The 25562-nt window shown below is 68.9% G+C and carries 29 protein-coding genes; 13 read left to right on the forward strand and 16 right to left on the reverse strand.

Going from position 1 to position 25562, the window contains the following annotated elements:
- Nucleotides 1–2: 2 nt before the first annotated feature.
- Nucleotides 3–917, forward strand: coding sequence for an NAD-dependent epimerase/dehydratase family protein (locus ACFW0G_RS15790; RefSeq protein WP_378325940.1), 915 nt, complete (start codon nucleotides 3–5; stop codon nucleotides 915–917).
- Nucleotides 918–930: 13 nt separating this feature from the next.
- Here the strand turns inward: ACFW0G_RS15790 and ACFW0G_RS15795 are convergent, their stop codons facing one another.
- Nucleotides 931–1323, reverse strand: coding sequence for a nuclear transport factor 2 family protein (locus tag ACFW0G_RS15795; RefSeq protein ID WP_378325942.1), 393 nt, complete (start codon nucleotides 1321–1323; stop codon nucleotides 931–933).
- A 96-nt stretch (nucleotides 1324–1419) separates the two neighbouring features.
- On the opposite strand from ACFW0G_RS15795, the gene ACFW0G_RS15800 reads away from it, so the two are divergent.
- From ACFW0G_RS15800 to ACFW0G_RS15815, 4 genes are all read left to right on the forward strand, one after another.
- A complete protein-coding gene (locus tag ACFW0G_RS15800) occupies nucleotides 1420–1869 on the forward strand; it encodes a MarR family winged helix-turn-helix transcriptional regulator (protein WP_378325943.1) in 450 nt (149 codons plus the stop codon).
- 67 nt (nucleotides 1870–1936) lie between these two features.
- Complete coding sequence (locus ACFW0G_RS15805; protein ID WP_378325944.1) at nucleotides 1937–2461, forward strand: RNA polymerase sigma factor; 525 nt, start codon at nucleotides 1937–1939, stop codon at nucleotides 2459–2461.
- Entirely contained in the window at nucleotides 2454–3344 is an 891-nt protein-coding gene (locus ACFW0G_RS15810) for a VOC family protein (RefSeq protein ID WP_378325945.1), read from the forward strand. Before ACFW0G_RS15805 ends, ACFW0G_RS15810 begins: the two co-directional genes overlap by 8 nt.
- A gap of 53 nt (nucleotides 3345–3397) precedes the next feature.
- A complete protein-coding gene (locus ACFW0G_RS15815) occupies nucleotides 3398–3790 on the forward strand; it encodes a hypothetical protein (RefSeq protein ID WP_378325946.1) in 393 nt (130 codons plus the stop codon).
- A gap of 160 nt (nucleotides 3791–3950) precedes the next feature.
- On the opposite strand, the gene ACFW0G_RS15820 is transcribed toward ACFW0G_RS15815, so the two are convergent.
- The 6 genes from ACFW0G_RS15820 to ACFW0G_RS15845 form a co-directional block, all read right to left on the reverse strand.
- Nucleotides 3951–5729 (reverse strand): gamma-glutamyltransferase family protein, encoded by a 1779-nt coding sequence (locus ACFW0G_RS15820; RefSeq protein WP_378325947.1) that lies wholly within the window; start codon nucleotides 5727–5729, stop codon nucleotides 3951–3953.
- A 9-nt stretch (nucleotides 5730–5738) separates the two neighbouring features.
- On the reverse strand, nucleotides 5739–6356 hold the full coding sequence (locus tag ACFW0G_RS15825; protein ID WP_378325949.1) for a hypothetical protein: 618 nt from the start codon (nucleotides 6354–6356) through the stop codon (nucleotides 5739–5741).
- Nucleotides 6357–6421: 65 nt separating this feature from the next.
- Nucleotides 6422–7561 carry a hypothetical protein gene (locus ACFW0G_RS15830; protein WP_378325951.1) on the reverse strand — a complete coding sequence of 380 codons (1140 nt, stop codon included), beginning with the start codon at nucleotides 7559–7561 and terminating at the stop codon, nucleotides 6422–6424.
- The gene (locus tag ACFW0G_RS15835; RefSeq protein WP_378325952.1) at nucleotides 7558–7896 is read right to left on the reverse strand and encodes a hypothetical protein; all 339 of its coding nucleotides are present in this window, start codon (nucleotides 7894–7896) and stop codon (nucleotides 7558–7560) included. The genes ACFW0G_RS15830 and ACFW0G_RS15835 overlap by 4 nt, the downstream gene beginning before the upstream one ends.
- Before the next feature lie 20 nt (nucleotides 7897–7916).
- A complete protein-coding gene (locus tag ACFW0G_RS15840) occupies nucleotides 7917–8483 on the reverse strand; it encodes a YbaB/EbfC family nucleoid-associated protein (RefSeq protein ID WP_378325953.1) in 567 nt (188 codons plus the stop codon).
- Nucleotides 8484–8669: 186 nt separating this feature from the next.
- Nucleotides 8670–9983 carry a UDP-glucose dehydrogenase family protein gene (locus ACFW0G_RS15845; RefSeq protein WP_378325954.1) on the reverse strand — a complete coding sequence of 438 codons (1314 nt, stop codon included), beginning with the start codon at nucleotides 9981–9983 and terminating at the stop codon, nucleotides 8670–8672.
- A gap of 170 nt (nucleotides 9984–10153) precedes the next feature.
- On the opposite strand from ACFW0G_RS15845, the gene ACFW0G_RS15850 reads away from it, so the two are divergent.
- Nucleotides 10154–10912: an SDR family NAD(P)-dependent oxidoreductase gene (locus ACFW0G_RS15850; protein ID WP_378325955.1), complete on the forward strand. Its 759-nt coding sequence runs from the start codon at nucleotides 10154–10156 to the stop codon at nucleotides 10910–10912.
- 86 nt (nucleotides 10913–10998) lie between these two features.
- Here the strand turns inward: ACFW0G_RS15850 and ACFW0G_RS15855 are convergent, their stop codons facing one another.
- The 3 genes from ACFW0G_RS15855 to ACFW0G_RS15865 form a co-directional block, all read right to left on the reverse strand.
- Entirely contained in the window at nucleotides 10999–11676 is a 678-nt protein-coding gene (locus tag ACFW0G_RS15855) for a class I SAM-dependent methyltransferase (protein WP_378325956.1), read from the reverse strand.
- Nucleotides 11677–11840: 164 nt separating this feature from the next.
- The gene (locus ACFW0G_RS15860) at nucleotides 11841–12488 is read right to left on the reverse strand and encodes a helix-turn-helix transcriptional regulator (RefSeq protein WP_378325957.1); all 648 of its coding nucleotides are present in this window, start codon (nucleotides 12486–12488) and stop codon (nucleotides 11841–11843) included.
- An 87-nt stretch (nucleotides 12489–12575) separates the two neighbouring features.
- Entirely contained in the window at nucleotides 12576–14219 is a 1644-nt protein-coding gene (locus ACFW0G_RS15865) for a TM0106 family RecB-like putative nuclease (RefSeq protein WP_378325958.1), read from the reverse strand.
- 91 nt (nucleotides 14220–14310) lie between these two features.
- On the opposite strand from ACFW0G_RS15865, the gene ACFW0G_RS15870 reads away from it, so the two are divergent.
- Nucleotides 14311–14775 (forward strand): DUF6474 family protein, encoded by a 465-nt coding sequence (locus ACFW0G_RS15870; protein WP_378325959.1) that lies wholly within the window; start codon nucleotides 14311–14313, stop codon nucleotides 14773–14775.
- Nucleotides 14776–14834: 59 nt separating this feature from the next.
- Here ACFW0G_RS15870 and ACFW0G_RS15875 read toward each other — a convergent pair whose 3' ends face one another.
- From ACFW0G_RS15875 to ACFW0G_RS15890, 4 genes are read right to left on the reverse strand one after another with little or no spacing between them, the layout of a single operon-like run.
- The gene (locus tag ACFW0G_RS15875) at nucleotides 14835–15809 is read right to left on the reverse strand and encodes a glycine betaine ABC transporter substrate-binding protein (protein WP_378325960.1); all 975 of its coding nucleotides are present in this window, start codon (nucleotides 15807–15809) and stop codon (nucleotides 14835–14837) included.
- Complete coding sequence (locus tag ACFW0G_RS15880; protein ID WP_378325961.1) at nucleotides 15809–16588, reverse strand: ABC transporter permease; 780 nt, start codon at nucleotides 16586–16588, stop codon at nucleotides 15809–15811. Before ACFW0G_RS15880 ends, ACFW0G_RS15875 begins: the two co-directional genes overlap by 1 nt.
- A complete protein-coding gene (locus ACFW0G_RS15885) occupies nucleotides 16585–17775 on the reverse strand; it encodes an ABC transporter ATP-binding protein (RefSeq protein ID WP_378325962.1) in 1191 nt (396 codons plus the stop codon). Before ACFW0G_RS15885 ends, ACFW0G_RS15880 begins: the two co-directional genes overlap by 4 nt.
- Nucleotides 17762–18409, reverse strand: a complete 648-nt coding sequence (locus ACFW0G_RS15890; RefSeq protein ID WP_378325963.1) for an ABC transporter permease — start codon at nucleotides 18407–18409, stop codon at nucleotides 17762–17764. The genes ACFW0G_RS15885 and ACFW0G_RS15890 overlap by 14 nt, the downstream gene beginning before the upstream one ends.
- A 371-nt stretch (nucleotides 18410–18780) precedes the next feature.
- Here ACFW0G_RS15890 and ACFW0G_RS15895 point away from each other — a divergent pair, with 371 nt between their 5' ends.
- The 4 genes from ACFW0G_RS15895 to ACFW0G_RS15910 all read left to right on the forward strand — a co-directional run bounded on the left by ACFW0G_RS15895 (nucleotide 18781) and on the right by ACFW0G_RS15910 (nucleotide 21712).
- Nucleotides 18781–19266 (forward strand): hypothetical protein, encoded by a 486-nt coding sequence (locus tag ACFW0G_RS15895; protein ID WP_378326075.1) that lies wholly within the window; start codon nucleotides 18781–18783, stop codon nucleotides 19264–19266.
- A gap of 75 nt (nucleotides 19267–19341) precedes the next feature.
- Nucleotides 19342–20130: a YcnI family protein gene (locus ACFW0G_RS15900; protein ID WP_378325964.1), complete on the forward strand. Its 789-nt coding sequence runs from the start codon at nucleotides 19342–19344 to the stop codon at nucleotides 20128–20130.
- Nucleotides 20130–20684: a copper resistance protein CopC gene (locus tag ACFW0G_RS15905; RefSeq protein WP_378325965.1), complete on the forward strand. Its 555-nt coding sequence runs from the start codon at nucleotides 20130–20132 to the stop codon at nucleotides 20682–20684. The genes ACFW0G_RS15900 and ACFW0G_RS15905 overlap by 1 nt, the downstream gene beginning before the upstream one ends.
- Nucleotides 20684–21712: a copper resistance D family protein gene (locus ACFW0G_RS15910; RefSeq protein ID WP_378325966.1), complete on the forward strand. Its 1029-nt coding sequence runs from the start codon at nucleotides 20684–20686 to the stop codon at nucleotides 21710–21712. Before ACFW0G_RS15905 ends, ACFW0G_RS15910 begins: the two co-directional genes overlap by 1 nt.
- A gap of 196 nt (nucleotides 21713–21908) precedes the next feature.
- Here ACFW0G_RS15910 and ACFW0G_RS15915 read toward each other — a convergent pair whose 3' ends face one another.
- Both ACFW0G_RS15915 and ACFW0G_RS15920 read right to left on the reverse strand, forming a co-directional pair.
- The gene (locus tag ACFW0G_RS15915; RefSeq protein ID WP_378325967.1) at nucleotides 21909–22796 is read right to left on the reverse strand and encodes a phosphotransferase; all 888 of its coding nucleotides are present in this window, start codon (nucleotides 22794–22796) and stop codon (nucleotides 21909–21911) included.
- Nucleotides 22797–22818: 22 nt separating this feature from the next.
- Nucleotides 22819–24213, reverse strand: a complete 1395-nt coding sequence (locus tag ACFW0G_RS15920; protein ID WP_378325968.1) for a tetratricopeptide repeat protein — start codon at nucleotides 24211–24213, stop codon at nucleotides 22819–22821.
- Nucleotides 24214–24522: 309 nt separating this feature from the next.
- On the opposite strand from ACFW0G_RS15920, the gene ACFW0G_RS15925 reads away from it, so the two are divergent.
- Both ACFW0G_RS15925 and ACFW0G_RS15930 read left to right on the forward strand, forming a co-directional pair.
- Nucleotides 24523–24879 (forward strand): hypothetical protein, encoded by a 357-nt coding sequence (locus tag ACFW0G_RS15925; protein WP_378325969.1) that lies wholly within the window; start codon nucleotides 24523–24525, stop codon nucleotides 24877–24879.
- 13 nt (nucleotides 24880–24892) lie between these two features.
- Nucleotides 24893–25318 (forward strand): hypothetical protein, encoded by a 426-nt coding sequence (locus ACFW0G_RS15930; protein ID WP_378325970.1) that lies wholly within the window; start codon nucleotides 24893–24895, stop codon nucleotides 25316–25318.
- The last annotated feature ends 244 nt before the right edge of the window (nucleotides 25319–25562 follow it).

Genomic DNA, 25562 nt, shown 5'->3' on the forward strand with positions numbered 1-25562 from the left:
GCATGAAGGTGTTCGTCACCGGTGCGACCGGCGCGCTCGGCAGCCACGCCGTCCCGGCGCTCGTCGCCGCGGGCCATTCCGTGACCGCGCTCGCGCGCACGCCGAGAAAAGCCGCCGCGCTCACCGAGCAGGGCGCGACGCCCGTCCAGCTTTCGCTGTTCGATCGAGCCGCCCTCGCCGACGCCATGAAGGATCACAACGTCGTCGCCAATCTCGCGACAGCGCTGCCGTCGATGGCGAAGTTCATGAGCACCAACGCGCACAAGTACAACGAACACATCCGCACCGACGGTTCGGCGGCCGTGGTCGACGCCGCGCTGGCCGCCGGGGTCGGGCGGCTTCTCCAGGAGTCCGTCGCCATGCTCTACCCGGATCGCGGCTCGAAATGGGTAGACGAAGACGCGCCCGTCGACAATTACCCGATGACGCGGGGAAATCTCGCCGCCGAAGCCAACGCGCGCCGCTTCACCGCGGCGGGCGGCACCGGCGTCATCCTGCGGTTCGGCTGGTTCTACGGGCCCGGCGCGGCACACGCCGAGCAAATGCTCGCGCAGGCCCGCTACCACGTCGGCATGATGCCCGGGCCGCCCGACGGCTACCTCTCGGTGATCCACATGGCCGACGCGGGCAGTGCCGTCGCGGCCGCGCTCACCGCTCCTGCCGGGACATACAACGTGGTCGACGACGAGCCGCTGACCAAACGCGAGTTCACCGACGCGCTCGGCCGCGCCGCGGGCAAGAAACCGTGGCTGCGCGTGCCCGGGCGAGCCGCGCTGCTCTTCGGCGACAGGCTCACCTCGCTCAGCCGATCACTGCGCGTCAGCAACGCGCGCTTCCGCGAGGCCACCGGCTGGGCGCCGCGCTACCCCAGCGCTCGCGAAGGGTGGCCCGCCACCGCCGCAGACCTGCGGTCCTGAAGATTTCCGGTTCTCATCGCGCGCTTCCGAGGTTCCGATCCTCTTCGCCACCGGACAGCATGAGCGTGGTCTCCTCGATGCGGCGGAATCGCCCGTCGGGAGCGAACTCGGCGAAGACGTAGACCTCGGTGCTGACCGTGCCGCCGTCCTTCTTGGTGACGTCGATGGTGTGCCGGTCGGCATACAGCTTTCCATCAGTCAGTTCCTCGTGGACCTGGACGCTGCCACTGGCCACCACCTCGCGCAGGTGGGCGATGTGTTCGAGGAATCCGTCGCGGTCGGCCCACGTGCCGTCCGTGCGCTGACGGTAGTCAGGCGCGAAGTGACGGTCGGCGGCTTCTCGGAGATCGAGGTCCGGGGTCAGCAGGAGGTCACTGAGGGCGGCGGCGATGTTCGTGGTGCTCATGAATGTCCTCCGGTTGAGTCACGGATTTGCGTGCGCGGCGCACGCTTATCTGAAGCGTACACCAACTGCGTGCGCGACGCACGCTATTCTGGGGGCGTGGCGAACGAGATAGGGCACGAGATCGCGGACGCGCTGGGTGAACTGCTCAAACGCGGCTTCCGGGCGACCCTGTACCAGGCCCTGACCGAGAACCTCGGCGAGGCCGTCGACGAGGTCACCTACCCCGTACTCAGCGGGCTGGCCAGAACAGGGCCGCGCAGCGCCGCCGACCTCGCCGCCGATGTGGGCCTGGACCGCTCCGGTGTCAGCCGCCGGGCGTCGCGGCTGGAAGTGGCCGGTCTGGTGCGGCGAGAACAGGACCCCGCTGACGGACGGGCCGTTCTGCTGACCCTCACCGAGGAGGGCACCCACACGGTGTCGGTCATGCGGCGGCGCCTCGCCGCGCAGATAGAGGCGTCCTTGCGCTCATGGCCGAAGGAGGAGGCGCGATCGTTCGCCCGCAACCTGCGCAGGTTCATCGACGAAGGCCCCTTCGCGGAGTCTTAGACCGCGCCACCAAAAAAATCCCAAGTTCACCCGTCGGAGAAACGTGCTCCCGAGCGACGATGAGGGTGTGACGGAACCGCGGGTACGACCGGACCCGGCCTTCGCGCTGCTCGAGCTGTACGAGACGGCTCTGCCGGAGGTCTACGGGTACCTGCTGTCCCGGTGCGGAAACCGCACGATCGCCGAGGAACTGACTTCGGAAACCTTCCTCGGCGCGGTGTCCGCCTGTCGCAAGGAGTACGCGCCTCCAGTGAGCACCGGGTGGCTGATCGGCGTCGCCCGGCACAAGCTCGCCGATCACTGGCGGCGCAAAGAACGTGAGGAACGCGGGTTAAGACTGGTCCACGAGAGTGAACCCGATGTCACCGATCCGTGGGACGCACAGGTCGACGCGTTACGAGCCCGGCAGGTGCTCGCAACGCTGGGGGCGCACCACCAGGCCGCATTGACCCTGCGTTATGTCGACGGCCTCGGCGTGCCCGAGGTCGCCGCCCATCTCGGCCGCAGCGTGCACGCCACCGAGGCGTTGCTCGTGCGCGCCCGTGCCGCGTTCCGTCGCGCCTACGAGGAGAAGGAGGGTCGCGATGTCTGAGCCGTTCGAAGCGCTTCGCCGTCCCTCGACACCGGTCGATCCCGACCCCGCCTTCGCCGACGAACTGCGTGACCGCCTGCGTCGCGCGATCCTGAACGGAGCCGATATGACGACTACCGAAACGCCTGCGTCCACCGCCGAAGTGCGCTCGCTGACGCCGTACCTCGCGGTCACCGACGCCCGCGCCGCGATCGACTTCTATGTCGAGGTGTTCGGCGCCCAGCGCCGGTCCGACCCGATCATCATGGACGACGGCCGCGTCGGGCACGCCGAAGTGGGGATCGGCGACACCGTGCTCATGCTGGCCGAGGAATTCCCCGAAATGGGCAACGTCGTGGCACCGGAGGGTGGTCCACTGGTCCGGGTCGAAGTGTCCGATGTGGATGCTGCGGCACAGCGGGCCGTCGAGCTGGGTGCCGAGCTGCTGCGCCCGGTCGAGGACCGCGGCTACGGCAAGCACGGGGCGATCAAGGACCCGTACGGTCAGCGTTGGCTGGTCGCCCAGGCCGCGCCGCGACCCGCCGAAGACGCGAAGCCGGTCCGACACGGCGAAGCCGGGTACTTCACCTTCCAGGTTCCTGACGACAATGCGGCGAAGTCGTTTTACGGTGCCGTGCTCGGCTGGCAGTTCTCGCCGGGGCGGGTCGAGGGCGGCTGGGGCATCTCCGGACACGGTCTGCAGGGCGGGCTTTGGGGCGGTCCGGGACGGCAGGTCGGCTGGAAGCTCATGTACGCCGTCGATGATCTCGACGCCGCGCTCGCCCGCGTACGCGCGCAGGGCGGCCAAGCGGGTGAACCCGAGCACATGCCGTATGGCGTCACCGCGGAATGTGTCGACAACCAGGGCATCGAGTTCTGGCTGTGGCAGCAGCCCCGGTCGTGAGATAGGCCATTTGACGAGTAGCGACGTGGTCGTCCGGGGTCACACTGGAGCGCATGGCGGAGTGGATCCCGGGCGATCACGCCGAATTGACCGCGGGGTGGCGGTTGTGGCTCGCGCTGAGCTCGTCGGCATGGCCGGGCCCGGACTGGGACGGCAGCCCGTCCGACGCGGTCCGCGGGCTGCGGGAGTTCGTCGCGTCCTGTGACGACATCATGACCAGCTACCTCGCCGAAGGCGGCAAGAACGACACCACGGTGGTCGGGCTGCTCCGGTCGATGCACCTGGCGGCGAGCTGGATCTTCGAGCTGTGGAACGACGACACGCTCCCGCTCGACAGCGAGCGCGCCTCCTTGCTGCACGGCGACCTCGCCGGGTTCGCCGATCACGCGCAGGGGGTGCGCACGCTGCTCGCGGTCGGCGGCGGCTGGAGCGCGCTCCCGCTCTAGGAACACGCGAGATCTCCACTCCATCACGCCAGATCCCCGTTCCTTCACGCGAGTTCTCCACTCAAGCACACGAGGCGACCGAGTCACCATTCGTGCGTAAACGGAGACGTCACGTGATCAAGTGGCGAACTCGCGTGATTGGGCGGAGATCTCGCGTGATTCAGCGGCCGACGGCGTAGCCCTGCATGCCGCGGGGGTTGGCGGCGGCGCGCAGCAGGCCGTCACCGGTGCGGGACACGGCGGAGAGCCTGCCCAGGTTCCACGGGCCGGCGTCGACGACCTGGTGGCCGCGCGCGGCGAGTTCGTCCATTGTGGACTTTCCTAGGCGGGATTCGACCAGGATCTCCCCCGGCGTCCAGGAGCGCGGGTAGAAGGAACTGGGGAACGCCGAGGTGTGCCAGGCCGGGGCGTCGATGGCCTCCTGGAGGTTCAGCCCGGCGACGGTGTGCGCCAGCCAGAAGCAGGTCTGCCACTGGTCCTGCTGATCACCCCCGGGCGTGCCGAAGGCGACGACCGGTTCGCCGTGCCGCAGCGCCATCGACGGGGACAACGTGATGCGCGGGCGTTTGCGCGGCTGGAGCGAGTTCGGCAAACCCTGTTCCAGCCAGAACATCTGGCCCCGCGAATCGAGGCAGAAGCCCAGCTCGGGGATGGTCGGGCTGGACTGGAGCCAGCCACCGGACGGCGTCAGCGACACCATGTTGCCCGCCGCGTCGACGACGTCGAGGTGCACGGTGTCGCCTCGGTTCAGGCCGAGTTCTTCGAGCGTCGGTTCGCCGACGGCGCCTGATCCGGTCCCGCGTCCCTTCAGCTCGTCGAGGATCGCGGGCAGTTTCGCGGCGCCCCTGGCGTCCCCCGGCCGGAGTTCGCCGCTGGCCTCGTCGGTGACCAGCGCACGACGCGCGTCGGTGTACGCCTTCGAAAGCAGGACGTCGAGCGGGACTTCGCCGGTGTCGCCGTACCAAGCCTCGCGGTCGGCGAAGGCGAGCTTCGCGCACTCGACGGCCAGGTGCACCGTACGAGCGGTCGGGATACCATCCACATAGGACAGTTCGTCGCGAAAGCCGTCGAGCATCAGTACCTGCTGGGCCAGCGCCGGGCCCTGCGTCCACGCGCCCGCCTTGACCAGGCTCCACTCGCCGACGTCGACGATGAGCGCGTCCTCGTACGTAGCCTCCCAGCTCGCGAGGTCTTCGCCGGTGAGCAGCCCGGCGTGCTCGCGACGCGAGTCGTCGAGAAAAGCCTTGCGGCAGAAGGAATCCACGGCCTCGGCGATGAATCCCTCGGACCACGCGCGGCGCGCGGCCTCGATCTGGGCCTCGCGGCCGCGCACGGATTCGGCCTCGGCGATCAGCCGTTCCCAGGTGTCGGCGAGCACGGGATAGCGGTGCAATTCCCCGGCGACAGGCGGTTTTCCGCCGGGGAGCCACAGCTCGGCGGACGTCGTCCAGTGCTCGCGGAACAGCTGCTCGACGGTCTCGATCTTCTCGACGACCGGCGCGGCCAACGGAATTCCGTTACGCGCATAACCGATCGCGTACTGGAGGACGTCGCGCAGCGACTTGGTCCCGTGGTCACGCAGGAGGAGCAGCCAGCCGTCCCAGGCGCCGGGCACGGTCGCCGGGAGCAGGCCGCTGCCGGGGATCAGATCGAGGCCGAGCCCGGCGAAGTGTTCCGGCGTCGCCGCGGCCGGGCTGACGCCCTGACCTGCGAGAACGCGCGGCGTCCTGTCCTTGGCGGTGACGAAGATGCCCGGAACCTGGCCGCCCGGACCGCACATGTGCGGCTCGGCGACCTGGAGCACGAAGCCCGCCGCGACCGCCGCGTCGAAGGCGTTGCCGCCGTTCTCCAGCACCGCCATCCCGGCTGACGAAGCCAGCCAGTGCGTCGACGCCACCATCCCGAACGTGCCTTTGAGCTCCGGCCTCGTCGTGAACATGGCCCGATACTAACCATTGCTAAGGGAATCCAGATACTGCCGAAGGTACTGGTCCTCGGTGCGACTGTGCAGCGGGAACCGGAAACTCGAACCGTCCGGCCAGACCAGCGTCTGCCCGCGGAACCTGATCTCCGGAGCCTGCGGTTTGCGCGCCTGCCAGAGGATCTGCGGCGGCGGGGCGTCGGCCGGATCCCGAAAGGTCGAGCCGGTGTCCACCGCCGCGATGTACGAGGGTGAGAACGCCAGCCAGGGCCCGCTCACCGACCGGAGCCGGTCGACGAGGTCGAGCACCATCGCGTTCGCCGGGCCCCGGACGTGGACTTCCCGCTCTCCCTTGGGGCCGCCGCTGCCGCCCGAGCTGTTGGCCACGGCGAAGACGGCCGCCGCCGCGGTGCCGACGCCCCGCAGCGCGTTGCCGAAGAACCGGCCGACCTGGTTCTCCCCCTCGACCGTGCCGTCGCCACGCCGGCCGGGCACCTCGAACACCAGTTTGTTGTCGCTGAGCCGCAGCGCGATGACCGGCTCACGCCACTGGCCACGCAGGAACCCCTCGACCCGTTCCCGGAACCCCGGCCGCACCATGAGGCTTTCCTGCTGGGCGTCCAGCTGTTCCTGGTGGGCGAACATCTTCTCCGCCGCCTTACGACGGGCGTCGGTGGGCGCTCGGTTGACGAAGTCCTGCGGCGTGGCGCCTAGATGTCGAGGTTGCCCCGGGTCTCCTCCGGGCTCTTGTCCCCACCGATCTCGCTCTTGTTGAACCACGGCTCGTCTCCCTCGGTGCTGACCGCGTCCTTGCCCTCGTGGAAAGCGCCCTTTGCCGCGCCGGTACCGGCCTTGACGCTCGCGCCGACGACGAACGGTTTGACGCCGGCCGCGCCCCCGAGCATCGTGGTGGTCATCCGGTTGCCCGGTGTGAACGGGACCCTGGCCGTGTTCTCCAGCGTATCGAGGCCGAACCGCGATTCGCCGGCGTACCGGCCGAGTCGGAACTTCCTGGTCATCGCCACGATCTTGGTCGCGTACTTGGCCATGTACTCGATGAACTTCTCGAGCAGCTTGCCGAACTTGCCGAGGTAACGGGTGACCTTGGTGAGCACGCTGGCGGCCTTGGCGATGGATGCGGTCATCGCGGCGGCGACCGAGCTGCCGAAGCTGATCACCGACGCGGCGAGCGCGGGCAGCCAGAGAGTGATCAGCCAGGAGATCAGCTCGGTGATGATGCCCTTGATCAGCTCCTCGATGACCACCATGAGCATCGACCACATCTGCAGCACCTCGGCCACCGAACCGGCGGCCGAGCCGACCCCGCGGATGCCGGAGGAGAAGTCGCCGAGGGCTTCCTTCGCCACTTTGCCCGCCTCGTCCACCCATTCGGCGAGCGCGGTGTCACCGGTCTTCTCGAAGTCCTCGGCGAGTGCGACGAAACCGTGCGCGATCGCGGTGAAGTTCTCCGAGGCGTGCCCGATGGCGGGGCCGTCCCCGGTGACCTGGTGCAGCGCGTCCTGCAGCGGCTGGACCAGTTCGAGCAGCATGTTCAGGCCGTGACTGACCAGCCAGCCGATCGGGTCCATGGCGAAGGTGACCATGTCCATCGCGGCGCCCTGAACGAACTTCGCGCCGTCGCCGACCAGCGCGGCGCCCGCGGAGGCCAGTTCCTGCGGGTTGTCCGCCTGGGCCGCCTGCTGGGCGTGTTCGCCGATCGACTTGCCGGTCTTGTAGGCCGTCCCCAGCACCGGCACGTTCTCCGCCGCGCGATCGAGGTTCGCGCCCATGCTCTCGTCGTACGGCTTGACGTCCAGCGTGTCGGCGATGCTCTTCTTTTCCTCGGTCATTTGCCCGGCTTCCCGATCGCGTCGATTTCCGCCTCGTACTTGCCGAAGGTGATCTTCCCGGCGTCCTCGGCGCCCTTGTACATGTTGGCGGCCTTGTTCATCTTGTCGGTGAGCGCGTCGACGCCGTCCTTCAGATCGGTCAGCAGCGAACGCAGCTCGGTGAGGCGTTCGGTGTAGCCCTGCTTGGCGAAGATGCCGATGACACCCCACGCCTCGTTGGTCACGTCGGCGGCGTCGATCTTGGCACCGAACTTTTCCGCTTCCTGTTCGTAGAAGGGAAGTTTCTTCGAGTACCCGGAGATCGCTTCGATACTGGTGTGGATGTCTGGTGCCATCGGGGAGCCCCTCGGTCGGATCAGTCGCGGCGGAGGATGGAGTTGTCGTCGAAGTAGTCGTCGTCGTCATTCCGCGGGCTCGGCCGTCGCCGGGGTGGCGACGCCTGCGGCTGGGGCGGCTGCTGGTACGACGCAAATCCCTCCGCGGGGGTTCCCGGCTGTTGCAACGGCTGGTGCTGCTGCTGTTGTGTCGCGGGCGGTTCCGCGACGGCCCCGAACGCCTCGGTCTGGGCCTGCCGGACCTGCGCCGAGACGTCGACGTTGAACGCGTCGCCGAACGCGTCGTCCACGATTCCGGCCTGCTTCTGGACGGCACCGGCGACCGCCTGACGCAGGGTGTTCATGATGATCCCGGCCAGCTGGCCCGCTTCGAGGCGGGTGGCGCCCGCGGCGAGCCGGAGATCGGTGACCGTCCCGCCGGCACCGGCGGTCACCGTGACGTTGCCGTCCGGCGAGCGCACGGTGTTCTCGACCTGCGCGATCCGCTCCTGCATGTCCTCGACACCGGCGAAGCGAGCCTCGGCCTGCCGCACCTTGGTCTGGAAATTCTGGAACTGAGCGATCAGCTCGTCCATATGGGCGGACATCGCGTCTCCCTTGCGCGGTCGGCAAATCCAAATGTCCGGATTATGGCAGCCGGGTGTGTCCACCGTCCGGCTTTTGGCGAGTTCTCCACGGAACGGCTCCGTGCGCTGGGCAAATGCCGTTAAGGCCACCTTACGGGCGTCTCTTGCCCGTAAGGTGGCCTTAACGAATTTACCGCGGGAGAAGCTTTAGGCCTGACTCGTGGTGAGGGGGCGGTGGGCGGCGCGCGGGCGGCCGACGCCCTGCCAGTTCAGCCCGGCGTCGAGAATCCGGTGCGGGTCGAGGAGATTCCGGGTGTCGACCACGGTGTCCCCCTCCATCAGCTCGGCGAAGTACGTCCAGTCGAGACGCTTGAACTCGTTCCACTCCGTCAGCACGACGACGGCGTCCGCGCCCTTCGCGACCTGATAGGGATCGTCGACCACGATCATTCCGGCGATCTCACCGCCGACGGCCGGGTCGTACGCGGTCAGCTCGGCGCCGAGCGCGCCCAGCACCGACGACACCGCCAGAGCGGGCGAGTCGCGCAGATCGTTCGTCCCCGCCTTGAAGGCCAAGCCCAGCACGCCGATCCGCGCCCCGGCCAAAGTGCCCCCGACCGCGCCCGCGATCTTCGCGACGATCCGGTCCCGCTGCGCGATGTTCTCCTCGATCGCCGAGGTCAGCATCCGGAAGTCGTACTGCACCGATTCGGCCACCCGCACCAGCGCGCTGGTGTCCTTCGGCAGGCACGAACCGCCCCAGCCGGGGCCGGGCTTCAGGAACGTCCGGCCGATCCGCCGGTCGTAGCCCATCCCCGCGGTCACCAGGTCGATGTCCGCGCCGAGGCGTTCGCACAGCTCGGCGATCGAGTTCACATAGGACAGTTTCATCGCGAGGAAGCAGTTCGCCGCGTACTTCACCAGCTCCGCGCTCGCGGCGTCCGAGAGGACGACCGGCGCGTCCAGATCCTCGTAGAGGTCGCCGACCCAGCGGGCGGCGTCGAGGTCGTCGGAGCCGACGACGATGCGGTCCGGGCCGAGGAAGTCCGAGACCGCGGTGCCCTCGCGCAGGAATTCGGGGTTCGACACCACGGGGATGTCGGTGCGGCCGAGCATCGCCCGGATTCGCTGCGCCGTCCCGACCGGCACGGTCGACTTGGTGATCAGGGCACAGCCGGTGGGCAGGACGTCGCCGATCTCCGACGTCACGGCCTCGACGGCACGCAGGTCCGCCGAACCACCAGCACCCATCGGCGTCGGAACGCACAGGAAGACGCCCTCCGCGTCACGCACGGCCTCCCGCGCGCCGACGACGAAACCGAGTCTTCCGCTCGTGAGCCCACGGGTGACCAGTTCGGCCAGTCCCGGTTCCAGAATGTCCACCCGTCCGGCGGACAGCCGCGCGATCTTCGTCTGGTCGACGTCCACACAGGTGACGCGATGCCCCAGGCTGGCCAGGCACGCTCCCGTGGTCAGTCCGACGTAACCGGTCCCCACCACCACGATCCGAGCTGCGGTCATGCAGCCGAGGGTGACGGCCGGAGTTGACCACCGCGCTAACGGAAGGGGGCACCCCCGAATACTCCTCGCGTCTACTCCTGCCCGAAGTGAGGCAGCACACCCACGACGCCGATGCGAACGAGCGTTAACCTGTCTCAATCAGTGCGCTGGCCAGAAGGGAACGGGAGAACATGCAGATCACCGACACCGCGGCACTCGTCACGGGTGGCGCGTCCGGGCTCGGCGGGGCGACCGCGAAGGCGCTGGCCGGCAAGGGCGCCAAGGTGTTCGCGCTCGACCTCGCCTCCTCGATCGAGAAGGCCGAGCAGATCGACGGCGTCACGTACGTCGAGGCCGACGTCACCGACCCGGACCAGGTTCGGGTCGCGGTGGAGACCGCGGCGAGCTCGGGCGTACCGCTGCGGACCGTGGTGAACTGCGCCGGGATCGGCCCGTCCGCGCGGATCCTGTCCAAGAAGGGGCCGCACGACCTCGCGCTGTACGCGAAGGTCATCCAGATCAACCTGATCGGCACGTTCAACGTGGTGACGCTGGCGTCCGAGGCGATCGCGAAGACCGAGCCGCTCGAAGACAACGCCCGCGGCGTCATCATCAACACCGCGTCGGTCGCGGCCTACGACGGGCAGATCGGCCAGGTGGCGTACGCGTCGTCGAAGGGCGGTGTCGTCGGCATGACCCTCCCCGCGGCGCGTGACCTCGCCTCGCACGGCATCCGGGTGCTGACCATCGCGCCGGGCATCGTCGACACCCCGATGCTCGCGACGGTCAGCGAGGAGTTCCGCGAGGGCCTCGCGGCCGGCATCCCGTTCCCGAAGCGGCTCGCCCGGCCGGACGAGTACGCGCAGCTCGCGCTGTCGCTGATCGACCACGACTACCTCAACGGCGAGGTCATCCGCATGGACGGCTCCCTGCGCATGGCCCCGCGCTGACGCGCGAGCTGAAGGGGACTCCCGTCGCATAGGACGTACTGAAGGGGACTTTCCTCGCGTGTGATGCGAGGAAAGTCCCCTTCAGCTCACTTGCGCAGGGTGACCTCGATGCCGATACCGGGTGTGGTGATCTCGCAGGTCTTGAACGCGCTTTGGGCGACCATCAGACGGAACCGCTCCGGCGAATAGGCCCGGCGGCGCAGCATGCCGCCCAGCGTCAGCCGCGTGGTGAACCCGGCGACCCGCCCGATGTCCATGTTCTCGACCTCACGGGCAATGTCCTCGTCCGTGGCCTCGTAGTTCAGGTCCTGGACGACCGCGACCCCGCCCTGCCGCAATACCCGGTGCATCTCGTCGAGCGCGTCGACCGGGCGCGTGAAGTTCTTGAACGCCGCCTGGCAGACGACGAAGTCGAACGACTCCGCCTCGAACGGCATCGCCGCGACGTCCCCCTGCCGGAAGTCGACGCGCAGCCGTTCCTTCGCCGCGTGCTCGTTCGCCAGCTCGACGAACGTGCGCGCGACGTCCAGCCCGGTGACCGAAAAGCCGAGCCGCGCCAGTTCGACGGCGAAATAGCCGGGCCCGAAAGCCACTTCGAGGATGTCGGCGCCGTCCGGCAGATCCGCGGTCATCTCCGCCGCCTGTTTCCGCCACATCGCGAGCTGTGCCTCGGTGCCACGTTGCCTCGCGTACATCCGCGCCACCGTGCCGCCCATCTCGGGGACGAGCTTGCGGCGTTCGCGGGTGATTTCCTGGTTCTTCATGGGTTTCTCCGGTTTCGGTTCGTGTGTTTCGTCCGAACCGGCCCACGACAAGGCTCCCGGTTATCCTGACGCTGCCACCTCGTGGCCGGGATCCGTGCGCGGGTTCGGTTCGAGGTTCCAGACCCCGGCGTGGTGTGCCAGCACCCGCCGGGGTCGCCCCCTTCTCAGGCCTGTGTGCTCCCCCTCTCCGCCAGTTCGCTCATGTCGTCCGGGATTTCGCCGGTCTTGAACCAGTGCCGCCACGCTTCGACACCCGGCATTTCCCCGGAAGCCAGCTCGGCCACGAACGAGCGCACCCAGTTCAGCTCCGCCGAGCGCATGGCCAGGTCGTATTCGGCCTCGGCCAGCAGCAGCCGCGGAATCTCCTCGGCCACCCGCGCCAGCGTTTCCCGCTGCTCGGTGATCTCGGCGGCCAGCAGGTCGGCCCGGCGGGTCAGCAGGGCGACGACCTCGTCCGGGCCGAGCACCGCCATCACCGACAGCCCCGCCTCGAACCGCGGTTGCTCCCGCTCGGGCGTCGAAAGCAGCTCACGGACCCAGTCCTCGTACTCGGCGCGTCCCGCCGGGGTCAGCCGATAGACCGTCCGCTCCGGGCGCCCGCCTTCGCGCACGCTCTTCACCGCCGCGACGAACCCGTGCTTCTCCAGGTTGCCGACCACGGTGTACAGCGAGCCCCATTTGATGTTCATATCGCGCTCCTTGTTGCGTTCCCGCAGCAAGGAGGCGATCTCGTAGGGATGCATCGGCCGCTCGACCAGCGTCGACAGCACGGCGAGGCCCAGCAGGTTGCCGACCTTGCGCCGCTTCGCCATCACTTGATCCTTAGCTCGTGAACGAGTACTCGCCTACGAGTATGCGGAGATACCTCAGCCTCGTCAAGTATCTCACAAACTAAGAGATCAGAGGTCGAGTGCGAACGGGACTTCGGCCTGCGCGCGGGTGCTCATCCACTCGCGCAGCGCGTAGGTCGCGCGGACGTCGTCCTCGTTGTACTGGAGCAACCGCTCGCGCTGGACGTCGTCCGGCACGCCGCCGTCCATCCCGACCGCGTCGCGGTACCAGCGCATCGACGCCTCGCCGCCCGCCTCCGGATCCCGCCAGGCGAACCCGGCGACCGGCGCGATCACCTTCAGCCCCTTGCCGTGCGAGCACAGGAACTGGTCGGTGACACTGCGGAAGAGGTCCACCCACTCCTCGGAGTCCACAAAGGACTCGATCTCCTTGCGGGACGGGATGCCGGGGTGATCGCCGAAGCGCTCCACCGAGCCGAAAAGCCAGCGGTTCTCGGCGAGCGCGTTGTAGCAGTAGGCGCGGAAGGTCAGCCCTGCCGCCGCCGTGCGCTCGCGAACATCGCTCAACCACGCCCAGAACTCGGCGAACGAGCGGGCCTCGTCGTGCGTCGGCAACGGATCCCAGGTCGCGAACGCCTGATATCCCCGCGGCAGCCCGATGTCGGCGCCGGTGAGCAGCGAGCCCCACAGGTACGCGCCGGAATCGCCGAAGCTCTCCATGTCGACGTCGACCTCGACGTCCGCGCGCGGCACCTCGACGACGTCGACCCGGCGAACCATGGTGAGGTCGGCGAGCCAGGCGCGGGCGAGCATGATCGCGTCGGCGAAGGACCCGCCCGTCCAGTTCATCGGCGGCGGCTCGTCGGCCGGGTCCAGCGCGGCCAGCTTGTCCACTGTGGACACGCCGGACCGGCGCAGCTCCATCGCGTCCTCGCCGCGCACCACGAGACTCACGTCCCTGGTCTCGGTGAGCACCACCTCGCAGGTGGACCACCACGGGCAGCGGCGGCATTCGAGGATCCGGGACGGGCTCGCCAGCGGCTCGTCGCCGTTCGCGGCGGCGGTCGCCACGGCGACCCGGTCGGCGAAGCGGCTCTGGTACTCGGCGAGCGCGCTGCGCCCGCCCGGCCAGGTACCCGCGGTGAGGTCGTGCCAGACGACGACGTCCGCGTCGAGGCCGATCACCCCGCCGACCGCCCGCGAGTCGGCGTGTCCCAGCGACTGGAGCATGCGGTGCAGATGCGCCAGCTTCAGCTGATCGCGCGGCTGCGAGCGCACCTTGCGCTGCTCGTCCGCCGCGCGGTGCGCCGGGTCGAGATCGGTCACCGGGGTCGTCTGCGCTCCCGTGCCGCGGTCGGTGATGCGGTGGCGCACCACGAGAACCGGCACGTAGCCCTGTCCGGTGTGGACAAGAAGATCGACGCCGCCGCGCCGGTGGGCCGCGGGGTCGACCGGGAACAACGCGCCCCAGATGTGGCCGACGCCCTCGGCGAGCGCGGCTTCGGTGCGCTGCACACGTTCGGCCGCGGGCAGGTCACGCGGGATCGTCGCCCAGGTCGCATCCGGCCCGGTCGCGGCCATGAGCCGCCGCAGGATCTCCTCGCGGTGCGCCGTGGCGTCGGCGATCCGCTGTTGTGCCGTCGGGTCCGGCGGGGGCAGCGGAACGCCGCGCATCGCCGGGTCGTGCTCGAGGTGCACGCGACGACGGCAGCGGCTGACCGCCCCCGCGTCGAGCACCACCTCACGTTCCATGCCGATCACTTTAGAAGCACTCCCGCCGGCCGACATGCCCGCCACCTCGGGGACCAGTAAGTTCGACGTCGACACGTCGCGGAGGTGGGCTATGGCGCGTAAGGCCAAGCAGGTCGATGGTGAGGCACGGATCACGCCGAAGAAGGCGAAGAACGCCATCGCGGTGGCCAAGGTGATCGGCCCCGCCGTGATCCCGGTGGTCGCGCCCTACGCCGTCCGCGCCGCTGGGGCCGCGCGCGAGCTGTACGACCGCTACCAGGCACGGAAGCTGGGGGTGAGCGTCGACCAGCTCGGCGAGTACACCGGCCGCGGCGCCGCGCTGCACGCCAGGATCGCCGGACTGGCGCAGGGTTTGGCGGAACTGCGGAAGTCGTCGAAAGCATCGGAGGCCGACCTGTCCTTCGCCGCCGACGCGCAGGGAACGCTGGAGCAGCTCTCGGCCACCGTCCGCGCCGCGGAACGCATGCCCACCTCGCGGCGCAAGCCCGCCCACCGCGCCGTCGCCGGGGAACTCGACCGGCTCGAAGGCCAGCTCCTGCACCGCCTAGGCCTCTGACACGAAGGCCCCCTTCACAGCACTGAGCGCTGTAAAGGGGGCCTTCACGGACCTTCGGGCTACTTGATGAAGCCCTTCGAGACCATCCAGTTGTAGGCGACCTTGCCCGCGTCGAGGCCGTCGACGTCGACCTGCTTGCACAGCTCGATCATCTGCTTGTTGTCGATCGCCGCGGCCACCTTCTCCAGCGGTCCTCGGATCTCCGGATGTGCGTCCAGGAACGACTTCCGCAGCGTCGGAACGGCGTTGTACTGCGGGAACGCCTTCTTGTCGTCCTCGAGCACCCGCAGGTGCAGACCGGCGATCCGGCCGTCGGTCGTGAAGATCTCGCCGATGTTGCAGGTGCCGTTCGAGATCGCCGAGTAGATCGTCCCGATGCCGAAGTTCTTCACCTGCGGGTTCTGGAATCCGTACGCCTTGAGCGCCGCGGGCCAGCCGTCCTGGCGGCTGGTGAACTCGGTCTCCAGGCAGAACACGCCCTGATCCGGCTGTTTCTTGAGGAACGCCGCCAGATCGGACGTCGTCTTCAGGTTGTTCTTCTCGCCGTAGGCCTCGGTGACCGCGAACCCGTACTGGTCGTTGAGCGGCGAGTAGTTCAGCCACGCGACGCCGTACTTCTGCTCGTCGGCCGCCTTCGTCGCCTCGTACTGCGCCTTCTCGCCGCCCGGCACCGGCAGCTCGTTGCCCTGGTAGTTGATCCACCCGGTGCCGGTGTACTCCCATGTGACGTCGGTCTGGCCGTTGAGCAGCGCCTGCCGCGAGGAGTTCGAGCCCTTGATGTCGGTGAGGTCGATGACGTCCGCGCCCGCGGCGGAAAGCGCCATCTCCGCCATGTAGCCCAGGATGATGTTCTCGGTGAAGTCCTTCGACCCCACCGTCACCTTGAGCCCCTCGAGCGACGGGATCGGCTGGATCGACCCGGGATGGATCGTGTACGGCACCCCGGTGTTGACGTCGAGGCCGCATCCGGCCAGCGACGCCGAAAGCAGCACCGCCCCGGCCAGCGCCGCGACCCTGCGCGTAAACCGCCGCATCAGCGAAGTCCCTTCGGTCCGAAGTACTGCTCGGCGACCGCGCCCAGCCAGTCCACCAGCAGCGCCAGCGCGACGGCCAGCACCGAGCCGGTGATCAGCACCTTCGTCAGGTTGAGCTTGTAGCCGGTGTCGATCAGCAGACCGAAGCCGCCGGCGTTGACGAACATGCCGAACGTCGCCGTCCCGACCGCCAACACCAGTGAAGTGCGCAGACCGGCCAGGATGAGCGGGATGGCCAACGGCATCTCGACCCGCCACAGCACGCCGGAGGCCGACATCCCGATGCCGCGTCCGGCGTCGATCAGCGCCGGATCGACCTGCTGCAGGCCGACCAGGGTGTTCCGCAGCACCGGCAGCAGCGAGTAGAACGCCAGCGGCAGTGAAGCGACCCAGATCCCGCCGACCGCGCCGGTGACGATGAACCACAGCACCAGCACACCGAGCGCGGGCGCGGCCTGCCCGATGTTCGCGATCGCCAGGAACACCGGTGCCGCCCACTTCGCCCACGGCCTGCTGACCAGGATGCCCAGCGGCACCGCGACGGCGACCACGATCGCCGTCACCACCAGCGTCATCAGCACGTGGTCCTTCAACGCGGTGAGCAGCGACGTCGTGTTCAACGTCGCCTTCTCCGTCGCGGTCAGCCCGCTGGAGAACACCCAGATCAGCACCGCCGCGACGATCACGAGCACGACGACGGGCTGCGCGAACAGCCGGACGCGCTCCGCGCCACGCGAACTGGATTCGGTCGTGAAACCGGTGTCGACGGCGGCCGTCATGCGGGTGCGCCTTCCGACTCGTCGGCTTCGTGATCGTCCGCGTGGTCGTCACGCAGCTGCTGGATCGTCGAGATCACCGTCTCCAAGTGGATCGTCCCGGCGTACTCGCCGCGGGAGCCGGTGACCGGGACCGCGCCGCCCTCGGCGAGCATCGCTTCGAGCGCGTCCTGCAACGTCGACTGCAGGCTGACGACGTCACGCAGCGGGCGTCCCGCCGTTTCCAGCGACGTCGCCGAGGTGAGTTCCCGGAGGTGCACCCAGCGCGCGGGACGCCGCCGGGCGTCGAGCACGAGGACGAAGTGCTTCCGTTGTGCGGCAAGCTTTTCCCGCACCGCCGCCGGGGACTCGTCGATCCCGGCGGTGAGCGCTTCCTGCTTCAGTTCCACGTCACGGACACGCATCAGCGTGAGCTGCTTGAGCGACGCGCCCGCACCGACGAACCCGGCGACCGTGTCGTTGGCCGGGTTGGCGAGGATCGCCTCCGGGGTGTCGTACTGCAGGATCGACGACTTGTTGCCGAGCACCGCGATCTTGTCGCCGAGCTTGACCGCCTCGTCGAAGTCGTGCGTGACGAACACGATCGTCTTCTTCAGCTCGGTCTGCAGGCGCAGCAACTCGTCCTGCAGGTTGCCGCGGGTGATCGGGTCGACCGCGCCGAACGGCTCGTCCATCAGCAGCACCGGCGGGTCCGCGGCGAGTGCCCTGGCCACGCCGACGCGCTGCTGCTGACCGCCGGAGAGCTGACGCGGGAAACGGTCGCGGAAGTCGCGGGGATCAAGGCCGACCAGATCCATCATCTCCTCGACCCGGTCGTTGACCTTCTTCTTGTCCCAGCCCAGCAGCCCGGGCACCACGCCGATGTTCTGCGCGACGGTGAAGTGCGGGAACAACCCCGCCTGCTGGATCGCGTAGCCGATCCCGCGGCGCAGCTTGTCGACGTCGAACTTCAGCGCGTCCTCACCGCCGACGGTGATCCGCCCGGACGTCGGCTCGATCAGCCGGTTGATCATCCGCATCGTGGTCGTCTTGCCGCAGCCGGACGGGCCGACGAAGACGACGATCTTGCCGGCGGGCACGACCATCGAGAAGTCGTCGACGGCGGGTTCGCGCGTGCCGGAGTAGCGCTTGGTGACGTGTTCCAGCTCGATCTCGACGCCGGAAACCTGCTCGTGCTCAGCCACGGACACCCCTAGAAACGGTGAAACGGTTGATCAGGACGTAGATGCCGTCGAGGACGAGGGCGAGGATGACGACCCCGATCGTCCCGGTCAGCGCCTGGTTGAGTGAGTTGGTGCTCCCCGCGTTGGTCAGGCCGGAGAACACCTCGCCGCCGAGGCCCGGCCCCTTCGCGTAGGCCGCGATGACCGCGATGCCCATCAGCATCTGCGTCGCGACTCGCATGCCGGCGAGGATCGCGGGCCAGGCCAGCCGCAGCTCGACCCGGGTCAGCACGCCGACGCGGCTCATCCCGATACCGCGGGCCGCGTCGGCGACCGCCGGGTCGACGCCGTCGAGGCCGACGATGGTGTTCCGGACGATCGGCAGGAGCGCGTAGAGGACGAGCGCGATGACCGTCGTGGTCGATCCCAGACCGGACAGCGGGATCAGCAGACCCAGCAACGCGAAGGACGGCACCGTGAGGATCGTGCTGGCCAGCGCCGTGGCCACGGCCGAGCCGACCGGGCTGCGGTAGACCGCGACACCGATCAGCACGCCGAGGACCGCCGCCAGGATCGTGCACTGCACCACCACGCTGACGTGCAGGAGCGCTTCCAGATAAAGCTTGTCCCACCGGTCCGAGATGTACTCGAAGAGATTCATCCGTGTCTGTTCTCCTGCCGCGTGTGGAGGATCGCCGTCACTCGTTCGGAGTAACCGTCTGATCGGCAGTGTCACTACCCGGAACAGACTCGGCTCAAACCCCCTTGACCGCTGTCGGTAAAACACCGTTCCCCATCGCCCCGGGTTCGGCAACCGACGCCGCCGTCGTGTCAAGCCGCCTTAACCCGATCGAAATCGGCTGACCTGCCCAAACCCGCCGATGTCAACAATCCGGCTGCAATCCGTCCACGCTGTCTCACCACGTGCTCACTGGATGGCGAGTGCTCGCTCACGCTGTGGTGCTCCCTTAATCTGTTCGCGTGAGCGATCCTGTCCAGCACCGCGGCGCGTTACGCGCTGTGCGCGGCGGGCTGCTCGCCGTCAGCTCCGCGGCACTGGCCGTCACCGCGCACGCCCTCGCCGACGGCGGGGTGCCGGACGCGGCGCTGACCCTCCTGCTCACCGGCCTCATCGGCTGGACCGCGACCGCGCTCGCCGGGAAGGCACGCGGACCGCTCGCCACCATCGCCCTGCTCGGCAGTGGTCAGCTCGTCATGCACCTCGTGCTCACCACGCTCGCCGGGCACGCCATGCCGGACGCCGGCGCCGGGCTCACGATGACCGCCGCGCACGCCGTCGCCACGGTGCTCACCGCACTGCTGCTCGCCCGTGCCGACGCGATGCTGCTCGCGGTGCTTTCGGCCCTGCGTGCCGTCCTGCCACTGCTGCTCGGCACCCTTCCGGTGCCCGCCGCGGCCCCCGTCCCGCTGCCGGTGCGCACCGCGAGCCCCGGCCACCTGCTCGACATCCAGCTCCGTCGCGCACACGGGCGACGCGGCCCGCCGGTCCGCTCCTGAACCCCAGCTTCATCCCCCTTTCCCCGGCGAATCCCCCGAGATTCCGCCGCCCCCATACCCCGTTCAGGAGTTTTCGTGTCCAAGCACGTCTTCAAGCGCGCCGGTTTCCTGGCCGCCACCATCGGTATCACCGGTCTGCTCGGCGCCGGTGTCGCCTCCGCCCACGTCACCGCGAACGTCTACGGCACCCAGCCGACGAAGGGCGGGTACGGCGCCATCTTCTTCCGGGTGCCGAACGAGGATGCCAACGCGGCCACCGTCAAGGTGTCGGTCGACCTCAAGCCCGAGTACGGCATCGGCGGCGCCCGCACCCGCCCGATCCCCGGCTGGACCTCCGAGGTCACGAAGAGCAAGCTGCCCGCGCCGGTGACCACCGCGTCCGGCACGCAGATCACCGAGGCCGTCACCAAGATCACCTGGACCGCGCAGCCCGGCACCAAGATCGGCCCCGGCAACACGTCGTTCGAGGAGTTCGAGATCAGCGCGGGCGCGTTGCCTGCCAACGTCGACCAGATCGAGTTCCCGGCCGAGCAGACCTACGACAGCGGCAAGGTCGTCAACTGGAACCAGCCGACGCCGCCGAGTGGCGAGGAGCCCGAGCACCCGGCGCCGGTCGTGAAGCTGGCCGCGAAGGGCGCGAGCGGCGACGCCCACGGCGGGGCGCACGCGAGCAAGGATGGTGACCAGGCCGCGGCGACGTCGTCCTCCGACAACACGGCACGCTGGCTCGGCGGCGCCGGGCTCGTCGTCGGCGCGCTCGGCCTCGGTGTCGGCGCGGGCGCGATCCTGCGCTCCCGCCGTCCGGCTGCCACCAGCGCCACCAGCACCACCGACACCACGAAGAACGAAGAGGGAACCAAGTAATGCGCAAAGCGCTCACCGCGCTGGCGATCACCGGGGTGGCCCTGCTCGCCACGGCCACCCCGGCGCTGGCGCACAACGTGCTGGTCTCGTCCGACCCGGCCAAGGACGCCTCGGTCGCGACCGGGCCGTCGCAGGTCAAGCTGACGTTCGACCAGTACGTGCAGAACGCCGACGTCAACCAGATCGCGGTCACCGGCCCGAACGGCGGACAATGGGCCGAGGGCCCGGTCAAGGTGGAGAACAACGTCGTCAGCGCCCCGCTGCGCGCGCTCGGCCCGGCCGGGAAGTACACCGTCGGCTACCGGATCCTCTCCGCCGACGGGCACGCGGTGACCGGCGAGATCCCGTTCACCCTCACCACCGCGGGCACCGGCACCCCGGCGAGCGTCGACGCGGCGCGCTCCGGCGGCACCGGTCAGCCCGCGGGTGCGGCTCAGCCGTCCTCCGGCGGCGGAGTGCCGATCTGGGTGTGGATCGCGGGCGCCGTCGTGCTACTCGCGATCGGGCTGACCGTCGCGCTCCGGACCGGCGGCACCAAGGAGAAAGGCCAGTAATGACTCGGGCCGGGACCACCGCAGGAGTCCGCTACGCCACGCTGTTCTGCGTGGTGGCGGCGGGCATCGTCGGCGCCCTCATCGGCGTCGCGCTGACCGCCACCGCCCCGGTGCCCGGGGTGGCGCAGGTCAGCGAGGTGGTCTCGGCCGCCATCCCGGTCGTGCGGGTGCTGCTGGATCTCTCCGCGGTGACCACGATCGGGCTGGCGCTGCTCTCGGTACTGGTCGGCTACGACCGCCCGAAGCTCACCGAGCCGATCCTGCGGCTCGCCCGCCCCGCCGGCGTCGCCGCCGCGCTGGTGTGGGCGGCGACCGCGATCGTGACGCTCATCCTGCAGACCGCCGAGTTCAAACCGGGCTCGCCGAAGCTGTCGATGGCCGACATCGGCGGCTACATCGCCGAAGTCGGTGCCGGGAAGGCGCTCGTCATCGTCGCCGTGCTCGCCCTGCTGCACGCCGGGCTCGGCGCGTTGTCGCTGCGGCACGGCGAAAAGGTGCCCGCCGAGGTACGGGTCGGACTCGGCCTGTTCGCGCTGCTGCCCCTGCCGGTCACCGGGCACGCGTCGAACTGGAACTACCACGACTACACGATGATCTCGATGGAGCTGCACGTCATGAGCGCCGTCGCCTGGACAGGCGGGCTCGGCGCGATGGGCGTGCTCCTGGTCGCCAACCGGACGCTGCTCGCCCACGCGCTGCCACGGTTCTCGAAGCTGGCGACGCTGTGCCTGATCCTTTCCGCGGCCACCGGACTCTTCAACGGGCTCATCGAGATCTCGCTCAACCCGACCATCGGCTTCTGGGCAGGGGTGTTCACCACGCCGTACGGCCAGCTGGTGCTGCTGAAACTGCTCTGCACCGCCGCGATCGCCGTGCTCGGCGCGAACGTGCGCTGGCGGCTGATGCCGCAGATCATCCGGCACAACCGCACCGCGTTCGCCGCGTGGGCGGCGCTGGAGCTGACCGTGATGGGGCTGGCGTTCGGCTTCGCGGTAGTCCTCACCCGCGCCCCGGTCGCCGCTTCCTGACCGGACTCCCGGACGGGTGATCAACTTCCCAACCGTTAACACTCCGTGATTGCAACTTGCACATTTGGGGGAAGCGTGATCCATTGGAGGTGATAGGTCGGGCAGAATTATCTACTCTCCGAAGACGATTTTCCTAATGCGACGAACGGTCTTTTGTCATCGCCGAATGCACGTGCATTTCGCGCAGTGAGCGAAGTCAGCGATAGCGCGACCAGCGCGTTTCCGTACGGCCGTGCCGCAGGTCGTCCAGTCGCCGGTACAACTCCGCCCGCACCTGCGGATGACTGCGCAGAATGGGCAGCACGCTGGTCGTCAGCTTCAGTTCCCGCACCGCCCTGAGCACGGAGAACCCCGGCCAAGTGGTTACGTCGAAGCCGTACGCGGCGGCGAAGGTGCGGTACCGCTCCGGCGGGTCACCGAAGCGCGCACTGCCCACGGCGAGCGGCGTCAGGTCCCATTCCGGCGGCCCGATCCCGGAGGAGTCGAAGTCACAGAGCACCGGGCCGTCCGGGCCGGGGATGAGATTGCCGGGGTAGGCGTCGCCGTGTACCAGTCCGCAGGGCAGCGGGAAGTCCAGCGAGGCCAGTGCGTCGTCCAGTTCGGCACACCGGTCGAGCAGGAAACTCCGGTCGTCCTCGGCGATTTCCTCGGCATCCGACACCCTGGCGCGCACCGCGGCGAGGGGCGCCCACGCGGCAAGGCCGTCCGGGGGTTCGAGGGCGTGCACGCGGCGCAGCAGCCCGGCCAGTTCGGCCACGGTCGCCGAACGGCCGGTGCTCGGCACCTCGTGCCAGACGGTCACCAGGTGCTCGCCGACGTGCAGGGGCTGCTCGATGCCGTCGAGCAGGCGGATCGCCGGAACGTCGTGCCGTTCGAAGTGCTTCGCGACCCGGACCACCGTCCCGACGCGATGCCGTAGCCGGGTCGAGCCGACGATCCGGACGACGACCGGCGCGGAGGCCAGCGCGTACACCGCGTTGTTCGTGAAACGCAGCAGCCGTGCTCCGGCGGGGTCGAGTCCGAGCAACGCGCAGGTCGCTTTCAGCGCGCCGTACAGTTTCTCGGGCGTGAACCGGCCGTCCAAGACGGTCCCAGCGGCTCCTGCTTCAGGCCGCGTAGAAGATGTGCAGGCGATCGACCAGGTCACGCGCGTACGCATTGTTCTGACGGCGCACGGCTTCTTCCCGCAACGGCTCCATCCGGTCCTTCACCCGCTCCGATTTGAGCCCCTCGGCGCAGTCGATGGCCCTGCCGCCGACCTTCGCGCCGTGGTCGATGTCGCCTTCGAGCAGGTGGTTCGTGGCCAGCGCGCTGAGCATGAACGCCTTGCTGCGGGCCATGTCGTCGTCGTAGGAGTCGACCGCGCGGGTCAGCGCCGGGATGGCGTACTTGGTGTGGTCGGCGTTCTGCTGCGCGAGCACGGTGTGCACGGTGCCGACCATCGCGTAGACGTCGGTCTCGGTGAAGAACTTGACCCAGGACTCGGCTTCGGCGAGGTTGGCCCGCTCGAACTCGTCCTTGCTCCGGCCGAGCAGCTTCACCGCCTGCTCCTCGTTGCCCATCATCGCGTAGGCCCACGCCTCGTTGGCGCACAACACCGAAACCGCCAGTTCGGAGCCGGATTCCTGGGCCGCGATCTGGCCCAGCTGGAACAGCTTCAGCGCGTCGTTCGGCGCGTCCTGATGGAGGTAGACCCGGCCCATCCGGTAGAGCACGTTCGCGACCAGCGGGTGGTTGTCGCCCTGTTTCGCCAGGTCGAGCGCGTTGGCGAAGTGACCGCGGGCGGAGTCGAGCAGCCCGGTGTCGAACGAGGTCCAGCCGGCGAGGCTGTGCAGGTCGGCGAGCGCGACGAAGAGCCTGTTCTTGACCACCTCGGTGCCGTTGGCCTCGAGCATCTGCTGTCCCCACGACAGCTGCGCGACCACGGCGTCCCGGCAGAAACCACCGCCGTACTGGTAGTCCAGCGCCCGCAGTGCCCTGGTCGCGGCCTCCACCTGGCGCACGTCGGTCATCCCGATCCGGCCCGGTGCCGGCGTCCTCGCCGGTCCGGCCGACCACGTTCCCGATTCCGGTCCGAACACCGCCGCGCCCATGGTGACCTGGGCGGCGTGCGCGAGGAACCTCCGTCGCTTCACGGATTCGTCCTCCTCAGCCTGCTGGCCGCCGACGGTGCCGACGACCCGTATCGCTGTGGCCTCGTCGTAGGCGAGGCCCATGTATCCACGTTGGACACCCAACCCGTCGGCGATCCTCGTGAGCACGTCGTAGGCCATGACCTGGCGGCCCTTGAGGATCTCCGACACCTCGGACTGTGACTGGCCGGTCAGCGCGGCGATCTGGCGCTGCGAGATGCCGTGCTTGCGCAACAACCGGTACACGGCACTCACGTCCCGAACGGCGAGTGCCGCTCGCATCTCGGCCTGCTCCCAGGCCTCCGCGGGAACCGTGTGACCCTGCCGGGCCTCGGAACCGGGTCCGTTGCCGCCACCATTGGCGTCCATTGCGCCCCCTCACCGTCCGTCGGGCGTCTGTGAAACAGCGTAGGCAAAGCTCTTGAACCGTGTGAAACAGCGAAACCGCGCCCTGATCGGTCCGGGCGAAGTTCCTCGACCGCTTACCGTGGAACCGCGTCCGGTCACCGCTATGACGCCGTTTCGACCTTCTATCCCACTCGGTTTCACTTCACTGTAGTTGTCAGATCTCCGTCACCGACCGGATACCGGCAGCGATTACGGAGAGCTACGAAAACCGGTCGAGAGGAACCAGCGCCGGACAAGCGGACAGCAGGACTACAGAGCGGAGAAGAGCCAGTGGAGTTCGTGGACTCGATCGCAGCCGGGCACGCCGGTACCGCCATGCGACCTGTGCGGCCGGCGGCGATCACGAAGGCGGCGGCCATGAACACGACGCCACAGGCACCTCGCCCCATCGCCTCCGCGCCCGTCGACCCCCGTACCGCGAGCCTGCGCCGCTACGAGGGCGGGCAGCTGGTCTGGCGCGTCCAGTGCGGCGATCTGATCAGCCGCGAGCGTGCGGTCACGGTTTTCGTCGAAGACAACCAGGTGGTCCTCGTGTCGCCTCCCGGCGAGACGGCGCGACTGACCTCCGGCCAGCTCGGCCAGCTCAGGGCCGCGCTCAACGAAGCCGCCAAGATGGCGGAAAGGTAACGGTGAGCTCTCGATGGATCAGGTACTAGGCCAGGTCCTGCGCAACGCGGTCTGGGAACGCCTCGACATGCTGGCGGACCTCGCGAACCGCGCGGACGCGCAGTCGCTGGTGTCGGTGGCCCGCTCCGAACTGCCCCGGCTGGCCGAAGGCTGGCGCACCATGCTGAAGGCGCACGAGCCCGACGAGCGCGGTGACTGCCCAACCTGCTCGACGCGGTGGCACCGCTGCAAGGCGCCGTGCTCGGTCTGGCAGGCCGCGCACGAGCACCTCGTCGCGGGCGGCCTCGCCCCGCAGCAGACGACGAGCGCGAGCAGGCTGCGTGCGGGCAGGCGCCGCGCCGCCGTCCCCGGCCAGTCCCGCGGCGGCGCACCCACGCCCGCCGAAACGACGGGGCGGCACGCACTGGTCCCGCCGCGGCGGGCCGCCGCACCGGCCTGACCCGACCCGGCGAACGCGACAGCCTGCCGCCCCGCCCCCATCGGCTCGATGTCGTGTTCGCCCCGGCCGAAGCGGATCTGTCCGGAAACCCCGACCGTGACAGGTCGACGCTCGGCAACCATCCCGGTCCCCACCGCGATTAATCGAAAAATTTCTGCGGAAACCCTAGCGGAGGGCATAATCCGACCGCTAGATTGCGAAGATCATCAGCTGCAGGGTGCGGTTTTCGTAGATCGCGCGCTGC

It is taken from the genome of Amycolatopsis sp. NPDC058986 (assembly GCF_042741125.1).
In the GTDB taxonomy this organism is placed as follows: domain Bacteria; phylum Actinomycetota; class Actinomycetes; order Mycobacteriales; family Pseudonocardiaceae; genus Amycolatopsis.